Genomic DNA, 12,781 nt, shown 5'->3' with positions numbered 1-12,781 from the left:
CGCGAGGCAACGCCGCCCTGCTTGCCCTCATTGGCCGGGATCAAGGCGGCTCCAGTCAAATGCCGGGCCGGGGTCGGTCTTGCGCCCAGGCGCGATCTGCTGGTGGCCGGTCACGGTGTGCCGCGACAGCTTCGGGTAGGCCGCTATCAGCGTTTCCAGCAGCAGGTTCAGCGCGCGGTATTGCCGCGCGTCGTAGGCGAGCGTGTCGGTGCCCTCCAGCTCGATGCCAATGGAGAAGTCGTTGCAGTTGTCGCGACCGTTCCAGTGGGACACGCCGGCGTGCCAGGCGCGCCGGTGACACGGCACGAACTGCACCAACTCACCGTCACGGCGAATCAGAAAATGGCTGGAGACACGCACCTCGCGCAGTTGCTCGAAATAGGGATGGGCCTGGCAGTCCAGGCGGTTCTGGAAAAACGCCTCGATCTCCGGGCCACCGAACCGCCCCGGCGGCAGGCTGATGTTGTGCACCACCAGCAAGGCAATGTCGTGCGGGTCCGGACGCTCGTTATGGTTCGGCGAAGGCACCCGGCGGGCCTGATCGATCCAATGGTCGGTGAGAGTCAGCATGGGGGTAGTTTCGAGCTGCAAGCTGCAAGCTGCAAGCTGCAAGCTGCAAGCTGCAAGCTGCAAGCTGCAAGCCAGGACAGCGTGACGGCCCCGAAAAACTCGTCAAACCTTTCTAGAGGTGTTTTTGCTTGTGGCTTGTGGCTTGAACCCTTGATGCCGTCGACGCAGGTCGCCGATCACCGCTTCCAGGGCACGGTCGAACAGGGCGCCTTCCTGGATCAGCCTGACTTCGCCACGGTGCAGTGCGGCGGCGAGGCCGGCGCCGTCGAATTCCTCGACTTTAATGCCCCGGCGGTTGATGAACACCAGCTTGCTGCCGTCGCGAATGTTCGCCGCCAGGCGCATGCGCCGGGCCTGTTCGCCCTCGCCGGTTTCCAGCCATTGCCCCACCGGCAGATGGCGGACCAGGGTCATCAGTTCGTGGTCCTCGGGCAGTGTCGGGGCGGGCGGCGGTGCCGGCGGCGGCGCGGGCAGCGCCACCCGCTCGGTGTCCAGGCCGGCCAGCAGCGTCTCGTGCAGCCGCTGCAATTGGTCACACAGCGTCTCGATTTCCGCGCCGTCGTATTCGATCGATTCGAGGCCGTGGCGCACCGCGCGCAGCAGCTTGGGGCTCAGGTCGCGCAGTTTTTCCAGATCGGCACGGCTTTCGTGGGCCAGCGCGCTCCACACCAGGGCGTCCACCACCTTGGTGTGCCGGCGCCATTGCTCGCTGTTCACTCCATTGCGCAACCAGGTCAGATAAAGCACCTGTTGCCAGCCCTGCTGAAGCAGGCGCACGGTGACGTCCGGCAGCGCGCGCCCGGCCAGCCGTGCCCGCAAGTACTCACTCACCGCTTCGCTGGCCTGCTCGCCCAGCGCCTTGCCCTCCTCCGCTTCGCGGACCCGCTCGGCGACCCGCTCCGCGCGGCGGCGTTGCTCGTCAAAATAGCCGTCGAATTCGTCCAGCAAGTCCCGGAACAGGGTGGCGTCGTCGTCGTAGTTGTCGATCACCACGTGTACGGCGCGATGGATGCGCTGGTAGAGCTCGTCGGCGATGCCCTGCTGCGGGTCCCACTGGCACCCGGCCCGGGCCAGGGTGTTGAGCAAGACCCGGGCGTCGTGGCGTTCGTTGCTGAAGAAAGTTTTGTCGCTGATCGCCACCTTGAGCAGCGGGATCTGCAAGCGGCCGATCAGGGCCTTGATCTCCGACGGCAGGTTTTCGTCATCAAGAATAAAGTCGAACAGCATGGAAACCAGGTTGATGACGTCGTCGTCGGCCCGTTCCAGTGCGTGAATGGCGCCGTCATTTTCGCTTTCGAGCAGGCCGGAAAGCTCACTGCGAACGCTGCGCTCGCCGGCCAACGACGCGCCACTTTCAAGCGCGTTCTCCAACCGCTGAAGCCGGTTCAGCAAGCCGAACAGATCGCCGCTGCTGAGCGCCTGCACCGGTTCACCGGACGCCAGCGGCGCGCCGTTCACATGGGCAACGCCGTCGTGCATTACCGCCAGGGCACCGGCCAGGGCGCGGCTGTCCAGCGGAGCCGGCGCGGCGGGGGCGGGCGCGGGGCCGCCCAGGCCGTTAAGGGTGGCGAGCAATTCCTGGAGCAGGCCGAACATGGGATTGTCGGCGCCGTCCGGCGGCGCCTCGCCATGGGCCGTCGGCGACGCCGGCCGGGCGCCGCCAGCCCGGGCGCCAGCGTGAGGCCGGGTCGGCGTCACCGGTACGCGGGTCATCGTCGGCAGTACACCGGCGTCGGCGAGAATACCGTTGGCTTCCTCCACCAGCCCGCCGGCCTCGTCCAGCACCACCCGCTCGAACAGCTTCAATACGATCAACCGCGAGCGGATATCCAGCGGCAACCGCTCCAGCGCCCCGGCGAAACTGGCCGCCAGCTGGCGCGGGTCCAGCGGATTGTTCTTTTCGGTGAACGCGCGCTTACCCTCGAACAGGTATTCGAGGCGGTGCATAAAGGCACGCAGGGATTCTTCACAGCCGTTGCGCGCCCGGCGCGCGAGGTTATCCAGCGCCACCTGGGTTTCCAGCTCTTCTTCCTGCACCAGGGCAAGACTTTCCACATCCACTTCGCTGGCCGGGATGGCGTCCGGCCGTGGCTGGCCGGCTTCCTGAAAATGGCGGCTCAGTGCCTGCCGGAATCCGGTCTCCAGCCCGGCACGCTGGATGCGCAGCTCGCGCATCGCATCGAAATAGCGCACGCGCTCGCTGTCGGTCTCTTTCTCGGACAGATTAAACAGGGTGTCGTCGGCGCCATCGAGCATGTCCGAAAGCAGCCCGCCGGCCCGCTCCAGCACCCGTTCGCGCACCTTTTCCAGGGCACGGGGAAGCGGCGCGTTTGGCGCGGTTCGCACATTGGCGGGTTTCGGTGTTAATCGGGTTACCTTGGACATGGCCACTCTCAACAGGCGCAATGGGCAACAGGCACAATGGGCAACAGCCGCAACGGGCACAACGGGCAACAGACAGCGGGCTCGGAAAACGAATCTGGCTGGCTTGGCGATCACCTTTTGGTACGCTATCACGAACCGCAACTACGAATTTTGAACCAGTTGGCAGGCACGGCAATCGCCCTCCACGGCTCCAGAGCAACGGCGCCAACCAACAGCGACGAGCCCGAAAGCCCCGATTGCCAGCACCGGACAGTCAGATTCACGAAACAGCGGCCTTTTCCAACAGCAATAAATTCCCTAATCTTGAGCGCTTCACCACCATAGCGGCGTGAAATACCGTCAATAAACAGACGCACCCGGCGGCTTGGGCCAACCACCGCAGCGCCGGAGCAGTGCGCGCAACCAACCGGAATCCTTGACCATGGCCGATCTCGTTACCCTGTTGAAAGCGGTCAGCTCGTTCCTGTGGGGCTGGCCGGCGCTGGCGCTGATCGCCGGCACCGGCCTGTATCTGTCCATACGGCTGGGCTTTCTGCAATTTCGCCGGCTCGGTTTCGGCATCCGGCAGATTCTCGGGCCGGCCACCGGCGAGGGCACCATTGGCGCCGGGGCGGCACTCGCCACGTCGCTGTCGGCCACCATCGGCACCGGCAATATCGTTGGCGTGGCCACGGCGATTCATTCCGGCGGCCCCGGCGCTCTGGTGTGGATGTGGCTGATCGCCCTGTTCGGCATGGCCACCAAATACGCCGAAGCGGTGCTGGCGGTGCACTACCGGGAAAAGGACAGCCTCGGCCAATTCGTTGGCGGGCCGATGTATTACATCCGCAATGGCCTGGGAAAGAACTGGACCTGGCTGGCGCTGGTGTTCGCGTTTTTTGGCATGTTCGCCGGCTTCGGCATCGGTAACACCGTGCAAACCAACTCGGTGGCCCACGGCCTCGCCGACAGCTTCGGCGTGCCCACCTGGGCCACCGGGCTGACCCTGGCGGTGCTGGTCGGGCTGGTGGTGCTCGGCGGCGTCAAACGCATCGCCCGGGTCGCCACGTTCGTGGTGCCGTTCATGGCGCTGGCTTACATTGCCGCCGGCCTGGCGGTGCTGGTGGATCATGCCAGTGCGCTGCCCGGCGCCATCGCCCTGTGTTTCAACGACGCCTTCACCGGCACCGCGGCGGCGGGCGGCTTCGCTGGCGCCGCCGTGAAAGAGGCGATCCGTTTCGGCATGGCGCGCGGCATTTTTTCCAACGAAGCGGGCCTCGGCAGCGCCCCCATCGCGCACGCCTCGGCCAATACCGACCACCCGGCCCGGCAGGGCAGCATCGCCATGCTCGGGACGTTCATCGACACCATTGTGGTATGCTCCATCACCGGCCTGGCGATCATTTCCAGCGGTGCCTGGACCAGCGGCGCCAAGGGCGCGCCTCTGTCCACCCTGGCCTTCTCCAGCACCTTCGGCACGTTCGGCGACGTGGTGGTGACCTGCGGCATGGCGATCTTCGCCTTCACCACCCTGCTCGGCTGGAGCCTCTACAGTGAACGCTGCACCCAGTACCTGTTCGGTGAGCGCGCCGTGCTGCCGTTTCGTGTGGTCTGGGTGATCGCGGTGCCGCTGGGCGCGATTGTCAGCCTGGACCTGGTCTGGGCGCTGGCCGACATCATGAACATCCTGATGGCGATCCCCAACCTGATCGCCCTGTTACTTCTGGCGCCCGTGGTGGTGCGCCTTAGCAACGAGTTTTTCAATGACCGTTAATACTCCCGAATCTCCCGAACAGGGCCCGCTGCTGCCCGAATACGCCCGCCAGGACGTTGCCCGCACCGTCGCCTTCGCCCTCGAAGAGGACATCGGCGACGGTGACATCACCGCCGCGCTGATTCCCGAAAGCGCCACCGCCAGCGCCACCATCACCTGCCGCGACGACGCGGTCATGTGCGGCCGCGCCTGGGCCGACGAAGTGTTCCGGCGCCTCGGCGGCGTGGACCTGGAATGGCACGTGCGCGACGGCGACCGGGTGGCCGCCGGCACCGTGCTGTGCACCCTGCACGGCCATACCCGGCGCATTCTCACCGGCGAGCGCACCGCGTTGAACTTTCTGCAGACCCTGATGGCCACCGCCACCAGCGCGCGGCGCTTCGCCGACGCCGTGGCCGGCAGCCGGGTGACCGTGCTCGACACCCGCAAAACCCTGCCGGGCCTGCGCACCGCGCAGAAATACGCGGTGCTCTGCGGCGGCTGCCAGAATCACCGCCTGGGCCTCTATGACGCCTTCCTGATCAAGGAAAACCACATCACCGCCTGCGGCTCGATCACCGCCGCCATTCGCACCGCCCGGGAAAACGCGCCGGGCAAGATGATCATCATCGAGGTGGAAAACCTGGATGAACTGCGCGAGGCCGCCATTCTGGCGCCGGACCAGATCATGCTCGACAACTTCTCGCCAGCGATGATCGAAGAGGCGGTGAAGCTGGCGTCGGAAAGCGCCCTGGAAATCTCCGGCAACTGCACCGTGGACGACGCCACCCGCCTGCCCGGCGTGCGGGATCTGTATCTTTCCTCCGGCGCTCTGACCAAGCATGTTCAGGCCGTGGACCTGTCCCTGCGGCTTAATTGAGGTGCCCTCGTGACCCAATACGGGTTTACGTGTAAACCCGCGGGGTGACATCCACAAGGGATTCGATATAGTGAATTCAGCGAACCTCGGCGTCGTGGCTTGCGGCTCACAAGAGTCAGTGACTTCCATTTCGCTGGAGGCAAGGTGCCTGAAATGACCCATACCCTTGAAAAGCTCATTAGTTTGATCCGCAGGGATGTGGCTGGCCTGCGGGCGGTGTTCCTGTTTGGCAGCGAAGCCGATGGCAGCGCTGACCGGAACAGCGACCTGGACATTGCCGTGTTGAGCGATCACGCCTTGGACCCGGTGGCGTTGTGGGAGCTCTCTTCGCGCTTGGCGGAAGTGGCCCATCGTGATGTCGATCTTGTCGACCTTGGCGGCGCGAGCACGGTGATGAAGTTCCAGATTGTCAGCAAGGGCAAGCTGCTCTGGCAGGCTGATCACGCCGGAGATTTGTTTACGACGGCGGCCCAACGCGAGTATTGGGATTGGGAAATTATTCGCCGGCCCATTATTGATCGCATTAAAGAGTCGGGTTCCATCTATGGTCGATGATGTCATCATCAATAAGGCCGCGACCATTGAGCACTGTTGCAACCGGGCCCGCGAAGAATACCGCAACGCTGGCGACCGTTTCGATCAGGATTTCACACGCCAGGATGCCGCCATTCTGAATATTCAGCGCGCCTGTGAAGCCGCCATTGATTTGGCCGCCTACCTCGTGAAACGAGACCGCCTGGGGATGCCGCAAAGTTCCGGCGAGCTGTTTGAGCTGCTGGTCCAGCACGGTTACATCGACCCCCCTCTCGGCGGTGTGCTCAGAAAGATGGTGGGCTTCCGAAATACCGCCGTTCACAACTATCAGAAAATCCTTCTTCCCATTGTTGTCGCCATCATCAAGCGCCAACTGGACGATCTGTCCCGCTTCGCCCGCACGGTTATTCAGCACAACGCCTGACGCGGCAATCGGAAAACCTTATCAAACAATTCTCGTCGGCTTGGCGCGTCGGCGTGCAAGCCAGGGCCTGTTCACACTACTTACATCACTCCTGTTGCGGCTAAAAATCCACCCATCAAGGCGCGAGAAGAAAAGCTTGGTGGCTTTCTGGCCTCCAGCAGGTGGGATGCAAGTAGTGAGAACAGGCCCTAGAATGACTGTAATGATATTCGGTCGGCCCGTGCCGAGGAGCCTCTATGATGCGCCACCTGTTACCCTGCACTGCCCTATTCGCCGGTTTGCTGCTCAGCGCCTGTGCCTCCACCGACCGCGTGATCGTCGACCAGAAAGGCGTCGACCCGGCCCAATACCAGCAGGATCTCAACGAATGCCAGCAGGTCGCCGACCAGGTCGGCACCGGCCGTGACGCCACCGAAGGCGCCGTTGGCGGCGCCGTGATCGGCGGGCTGCTCGGCGCCATCTTCGGCAACTCCAGCACCGCCGGCATGGGTGCCGGCGCCGGGGCGGTGGTCGGCGGCGCCGGCAAAGCCGGCGATGCCCAGCAAGAGAAGAAACAGGTATTGAAGAACTGCATGCGCGGGCGTGGCTATCGCGTTTTGAACTGAGCCACCCGGATCGCCGCGACCCGACACCCCGCTGGCACCCGATGAACGCCTGGTGTTCGCTGGCTTACCTGTCTCAGGGTTTTCCACCTACATCGTTCTCCCGTCGTGGCTGACAGCCACGGCGGCTTTGCCGTGCCAGACTTTTCGTCCCCTGAAACAGCGGCGCGAAGGCATGACTCAGGATCAGTACGACTCACCGTGGAAAGAAGCCATTGAAATAATGCTGCCGGATTTTATAGCGTTTTATTTTCCTGGCGCCTGGCGGGCCATCGATTGGCAACAGCCCTATCGTTTCCTGGATCAGGAGCTACAGAAAATCGTGCCGGAATCCCACACCGGGCGGCGCGTGGTGGACAAGTTGGTGGAAGTGGCGCTGGTGTGCGGCCGCGGCGAGCAGTGGATTCATCTGCACATCGAAATCCAAAGCAGCCCCGAAGCCGACTTCGCCGAACGCATGATGATCTACCACTACCGCATCTTCGACCGTTTCCGCCGGCCCGTGGCCAGCCTGGCCATGCTGGCCGACAGCCGGCCCGGATGGCGGCCCGGACCTTACCGGCAGTCAGTGCTTGGCTGCAACTGGACGCTGGAGTACCCCAGCGTCAAACTGCTCGACTACCGTCGCGGGGAAAAGACCCTCGCCAGCAGCGACAATCCCTTTGGCCTGGTGACGCTTGCTCATTTGCGTACACAAGGCACCCGCAACCAGAGCGCACGGCGCTATCGCGCCAAGTACCGGCTGATCCGGTTGCTCTATGGCCGGGGCTGGGAGAAACGCCGTATTATTCAACTATTACGCATCATCGATTGGCTGATGGCGCTGCCGCCCCACCTGGAACAAAGCCTGCGGCAACGCCTTATCACCGTCGAAGGAGAGAGACACATGCAATACGTCACCAGCTTCGAGCGGCTCGCCAAGCAAGAGGGTCGGCAGGAGGGCCATCAAGAGGGTCGGCAGGAAGGCGGACGTGACCTGTTGCTTCGCTTGCTTGAACGTCGTTTTGGGGCGCTGCCCGACGCCATTGAGAACCAGATCCGTGATGCCACTTCGGAACAGCTCAATGCCTGGGCTGATCGCGTGTTGGACGCTGACTGCCTGGAGGCGGTGTTCCGCCACTTATGATCGCCACAGCGCCATACTACCATTCAACCAGAAGCGGGGTTTCCGAGCGGCATGGCCATTGAGAGCAGACCAGTAAGCAAGGCTCGAATCAGCAAAACGCCTCCGGGCTCTCCCTCCCAATCAGCTCTCAAGTCCAACCCCAAACTGATCCGCGAGGATTGCCAAGCGCTTATCCCGAGTCCACAAACGGCAATCCGGGGTCATCAAGGTTGAAGCCAGCAGGGAGATATCCACCCAGCCACATCCCCTCCCATAAAGTTCCTTACGATCAATAAACGCCATCACTTCCGTGGCCGTCGCCTCATTGACATGAGCCAGCAAGAAAAGGTCGGCAAGCGTTCGCTGGCGAGGAGCCGGAGGTATTCCGCAGGCAATTTCTCCAATTATGAAGGGATGAATTAACACTTCATCCCGCAGCAAACGGGCGGATAGTACCGGGTTGGTTTCCTTGAAATGCGAGACCCAGACGGAAGTGTCGACCAAAACATTCATACAGCGCGCTCGTCATCACGACGACGAGGAATATCCTGCATATCCGGCGCTGCCCCTCCCAGAGAAGACAAGCGCTTCGCCGCCTGAACACGCACGAAAGTACGCATCGCCTCGCGAAATAAATCCGCCTTGTTCACCTCCGGTCCGGCCATGGCCAAGGCCTGTTGGTAAAGATCGTCGTCGATCGTCACGGTCGTTCTCATCAGCCAAACCTCCAGAACCATATTTGATTCCATTTTGAATCAGATTTGATGACGCAACAAGGATTGATGCCAGTAGTGCCTGGTGCCGGGGGTCAGGCCTTACTTCTGGTTCTTCGCGGATGAGCGGCCGGGGGCGCGGCTCAGGGCGCCGCGCCCTGAGCCGCTTAGCAATGAGCCTCGGCGACATCGGCCGTTGCAGACGCCGGGTGGAGCGAAAATCGGAGCCTGCCGGCTCAAAGGTGGGCCCCCACGGAGCCGCCACCTCTACCCCACGTGGTTCATCGTTGTTGGTACCCGGAACGGTTCCGCTATCTCGAAGCGGAGCTGTGTGGGTGCCTTCCGGGACCCTTTTTGGCAGGTGCCAAAAACGGGAGCGCCCATGGACGGCTTGAGCGATCCCGGAAGGCACCCACACAGATTCGCGTCCCGGATAGAGACCGCCCGCATGGATTTCCCGCTAAAGCGCACAGAGCCTGTGGCGGAGAATCGCCACCCTGGAAGGAGCGGACACCATGCAATACGTGACCCGTTTCGAACGCCTCGCCAAACAGGAGGGCCATCTGGAGGGCTGGCGGGAAGGCGGGAAGGCGGACGTGAGTTGTTGCTGCGCTTGCTGGAACGCAGTTATGTGGCACTGCCCAAGACCATCGAGAACCAGGTCCGTGATGCCACCCCGGAACAGCTCAATAGCTGGGCTGATCGCATGCTGGACGCTGATGCTCTGGAGGTGGTGTTTCGCGAGTCATCGATTTAGCAGGCTGCGGAAAACCGTCTCTACCGGGAAGCCATGGGCGCGACGCCTGGCCATTGCCGCCCTCTCTTTAAAAAGGTAAATTCCGATAACGATCTTTATTGATTGGTAGCATTCATAACCACAACGCAACGCCAAAAAGGGGCTAAAGGGGCTGGCATTGCAACGGGGGCCGACAAGAGCGAAGCATCGCCATTCATGCCTCCTGAAAACGCATAAGACAATCCAACGCTGTCCACCCGTCGGGCTTTGAGTCGCCTCGAACCGGTCGTGGTGGTTGCGTGTAAGTTATGCCCTTTTATCGCAAGCATAAAAATACCGGATCACGGCCAGGGAGAGCGCTTCGCTCTTCGGCCTGGACAACCAGCTTCACATGGGGAAGACAGTGATGTCGCAATCAAGATTCAACCGTTCCAGCTTGTCGCATTTCCTGGGGATTCGCTTTATTGCCCTTATTCTGGTCTCAGTGCTGATCGCTTCCTGTGGCGGCAGTGACAGTAAAGACCTGATTCCCGGTAATGGCGACACCGAAATCGACCCGGGCAATAACAATGGGGGCGACACCGGCGACGAGGACAACGGATCGGACGATAACGTCGCGAATGCGACCATGGCACTAACGCTGGCCGACGCCGAAGGCGTGGTTGTTGGCACCGTCGATCGCCCTATTACCGGCAACCGGTCGGCGCGGGTCCGCGCGATGATCTCCGCCGACCAGAGCAACCTGGCCGGCATGGTGGTTACCTTCAAAACGACTCTGGGTGAACTTGATCCGGTCTCGGGTACCGCCCTGACCAACACCGACGGTGTCGCGGAGATTGCGCTGAACGCGGGCGAGGATGCCGGCGCCGGCACCATTACCGCCACCACCACGGTCGATGGCGAGGAAGTAACCAGCGACATTAACTTCCAGACCAGCGGCAATGGCGCTGACGGCGATGACAACGACGATACCGCCGTTTCGGTTTTGTTGGGCAACGGTACCGGGGGCGACTTCCAGGAGGGCGAAATAGAGCTGTCTGACACCACCGTCAACGCCAAGTCATCACTGTCGGCATTGGTCAATCTCGTCGACGCCGAAGGCAACATACCCTGGAGCGGCACCGCTACGGTGACGTTTTCCTCAACCTGTGCCAGTGCGGGCAAAGCCAGCTTCGATCCGGCGGAAATCATTCCGGTGGGCGGCACCGCGATAACCAGCTACACGCCAGCGAACGACTGTGCCGACGACGTCATCACAGCGTCCGTCACCCTGGCTGGCGAGACCAGCACCGCCACCTCGGACACCATCACCGTGATCCAATCCACAGCTGCCTCGATGACGTTTCAAGGTGCCGAGCCTCCGGTCATCGGCTTACTCGGTTCGTCTCAGATCGGTGTCCCGGAGTCGTCGACCTTGAGCTTCCAGGTTAAAGACAGCAACGGCGACCCCGTCAGCGCGGGGCAGGAGATCGCCTTTGAGGTGTCTTCCGGCAATGGTGGCTTTTCGATCACCTCCGGTGAGCAAAGCACCACTGACAGCAATGGCCTGGTTCAGGTGACGGTGCGAAGCGGCACCGTGCCCCTGTCCGCCTTTGTGATCGCCAAGCTGGTTGATAATGCCGACATCCGCGCGACCGGCTCGGTCTCCGTGCAATCCGGGCCAATCACCCAGAACCGTTTCTCGCTGGCGTTGGAGACCATTAACCCGAGGGCGGGGAGCCACCAGGGCGTAACGGTCGACGTAAACGTGCGCGCCGCTGATCGCTTCGGCAATTGGGCGCCGGACGGCACACGCATCAATTTCACCACTGAGCTCGGTGACATCGATGGAAGCTGCACGACCAGCGAAGGCCAATGCAGCGTGGTCTGGACCAGCCAGGGCGTGCAAACCGCCCACTTCGATACGGATCGCGCCACTCGGGAGTGCTTCACGGGTGATTCTTCTACCGCTGAACAGACCGGACTTGTTTTTGGAATCCCGTGCCTGGCGACGGATCGTTACGGGCGCAATACCGTTAGCGCATGGACCGAAGGCGAAGAATCGTTTGTCGACGTTAACGGCAACAATATCTACGACAGCAATGAAAGCTGGCTGGCTCTGCCCGAGGCGTTCCGGGACGACAACGAAACCGGGCTGCACGACAGCGGCGTCGACTACAGCGAAGACTTTCGGGATCACAACACCAACGGCGAATACGATCAGGCCGGCACCCACTTCCGTGGCCTCGGATGCAGCACGGAAGCTCGTAACCTGAATCACTGTGATGACCTGGCAAACGTGCGCGATTCACAAGTGATGGTGCTCTCGACCGATCAAATACATGCGTACTTCGTTGATGCGATTCCAAATAGCATCGGCTGGCAAGGCGTTTCTCAATGGGGATCCGCAACCCCGGCCGGCATCAGCCCACTAAGCCAGTTGCAGGTCGTCCCGGGCTTCAATCGCTACTGGGCAGTGATCGCGGATTCCAATGGTAACGCGCCATTCAGCACCTTTCGCGCCACCATCACATTGGATTCCGACTTCTCGCTGCCTGGCAGTTCGGTGATTTGTCAGGCGGAGAACACCACCGAGGCCATCATCTGTCCCATCATTATTCAGGGATCAACCGATCCGGAAGATTTCGCCGAAGCGGAACCCGGTACTCTGATGATCAAATATACCGATACAGCAGAGGGCAGTTACCAGCGCTCGCAACTGATTCCGCTTAGTAAGTAGGTCCGAGCTCTGCTCCGCTTAACAAAATGGCCGCGTTTCGTGGCCATTCTTGATTCATCGCGGTTTAGCGGGAAGTTGGGGATCGTGATTTGGCGGCCGATTAGGGGCGCGGGGCAAGGGCGGTGCCTTCCGGGACCGTCCTTGCCCTGCTCACTGGCCAGCGTCGCCGCCACGGGTCATAACACCGCCAGGCCGCGACTGCGGGATGGCGTCGAGCCATCAATGTTCTTAGGGCAAGCTCCTCGGTCCGATCTCCACCTCTGATGGCCAAGGCCTTACCGTACATCTCTGGAGAGCCATTCCCCCTGTTGTGTCGCCGAGGCGCGGGAAATTGATAGGGTCAGTTGGCCAGGGACAGCCAACTGAGGCGGCGGACGACAG

Annotated in this window: 12 protein-coding genes; 8 read left to right on the top strand and 4 right to left on the bottom strand. The window is 62.0% G+C overall.

Going from position 1 to position 12,781, the window contains the following annotated elements:
* Positions 1–27: 27 nt before the first annotated feature.
* The gene (gene ampD / locus CGS25_RS14285) at positions 28–570 is read right to left on the bottom strand and encodes a 1,6-anhydro-N-acetylmuramyl-L-alanine amidase AmpD (protein ID WP_101675876.1); all 543 of its coding nucleotides are present in this window, start codon (positions 568–570) and stop codon (positions 28–30) included.
* A 102-nt stretch (positions 571–672) separates the two neighbouring features.
* Complete coding sequence (locus tag CGS25_RS14280; protein ID WP_101675875.1) at positions 673–2,955, bottom strand: DUF1631 domain-containing protein; 2,283 nt, start codon at positions 2,953–2,955, stop codon at positions 673–675.
* Between the two features lie 421 nt (positions 2,956–3,376).
* On the opposite strand from CGS25_RS14280, the gene CGS25_RS14275 reads away from it, so the two are divergent.
* The 6 genes from CGS25_RS14275 to CGS25_RS14250 all read left to right on the top strand — a co-directional run bounded on the left by CGS25_RS14275 (position 3,377) and on the right by CGS25_RS14250 (position 8,253).
* Positions 3,377–4,708, top strand: a complete 1,332-nt coding sequence (locus CGS25_RS14275) for an alanine/glycine:cation symporter family protein (RefSeq protein WP_089032917.1) — start codon at positions 3,377–3,379, stop codon at positions 4,706–4,708.
* On the top strand, positions 4,698–5,567 hold the full coding sequence (nadC, locus tag CGS25_RS14270) for a carboxylating nicotinate-nucleotide diphosphorylase (RefSeq protein WP_101675874.1): 870 nt from the start codon (positions 4,698–4,700) through the stop codon (positions 5,565–5,567). Before CGS25_RS14275 ends, nadC begins: the two co-directional genes overlap by 11 nt.
* A gap of 153 nt (positions 5,568–5,720) precedes the next feature.
* A complete protein-coding gene (gene mntA / locus CGS25_RS14265) occupies positions 5,721–6,122 on the top strand; it encodes a type VII toxin-antitoxin system MntA family adenylyltransferase antitoxin (protein ID WP_089032919.1) in 402 nt (133 codons plus the stop codon).
* On the top strand, positions 6,112–6,525 hold the full coding sequence (gene hepT / locus CGS25_RS14260) for a type VII toxin-antitoxin system HepT family RNase toxin (protein ID WP_089032920.1): 414 nt from the start codon (positions 6,112–6,114) through the stop codon (positions 6,523–6,525). The genes mntA and hepT overlap by 11 nt, the downstream gene beginning before the upstream one ends.
* Positions 6,526–6,761: 236 nt before the next feature.
* On the top strand, positions 6,762–7,130 hold the full coding sequence (locus tag CGS25_RS14255; protein WP_232802423.1) for a glycine zipper family protein: 369 nt from the start codon (positions 6,762–6,764) through the stop codon (positions 7,128–7,130).
* Positions 7,131–7,302: 172 nt separating this feature from the next.
* Positions 7,303–8,253, top strand: coding sequence for a DUF4351 domain-containing protein (locus CGS25_RS14250; RefSeq protein WP_089032921.1), 951 nt, complete (start codon positions 7,303–7,305; stop codon positions 8,251–8,253).
* A gap of 120 nt (positions 8,254–8,373) precedes the next feature.
* On the opposite strand, the gene CGS25_RS14245 is transcribed toward CGS25_RS14250, so the two are convergent.
* Together CGS25_RS14245 and CGS25_RS14240 are read right to left on the bottom strand one after the other, a co-directional pair.
* On the bottom strand, positions 8,374–8,745 hold the full coding sequence (locus tag CGS25_RS14245) for a type II toxin-antitoxin system VapC family toxin (protein WP_089032922.1): 372 nt from the start codon (positions 8,743–8,745) through the stop codon (positions 8,374–8,376).
* A complete protein-coding gene (locus tag CGS25_RS14240; protein ID WP_232802421.1) occupies positions 8,742–8,969 on the bottom strand; it encodes a type II toxin-antitoxin system VapB family antitoxin in 228 nt (75 codons plus the stop codon). Before CGS25_RS14240 ends, CGS25_RS14245 begins: the two co-directional genes overlap by 4 nt.
* A 577-nt stretch (positions 8,970–9,546) precedes the next feature.
* Here CGS25_RS14240 and CGS25_RS19060 point away from each other — a divergent pair.
* Both CGS25_RS19060 and CGS25_RS14235 read left to right on the top strand, forming a co-directional pair.
* Entirely contained in the window at positions 9,547–9,702 is a 156-nt protein-coding gene (locus CGS25_RS19060) for a hypothetical protein (RefSeq protein WP_157933840.1), read from the top strand.
* A 385-nt stretch (positions 9,703–10,087) separates the two neighbouring features.
* Positions 10,088–12,400, top strand: coding sequence for an Ig-like domain-containing protein (locus CGS25_RS14235; protein ID WP_101675873.1), 2,313 nt, complete (start codon positions 10,088–10,090; stop codon positions 12,398–12,400).
* Positions 12,401–12,781: the final 381 nt, after the last annotated feature.

Source organism: Alloalcanivorax mobilis, from assembly GCF_002864685.1.
Lineage (GTDB): Bacteria > Pseudomonadota > Gammaproteobacteria > Pseudomonadales > Alcanivoracaceae > Alloalcanivorax > Alloalcanivorax mobilis.
This window is presented reverse-complemented; position numbering and strand designations above follow the sequence as displayed.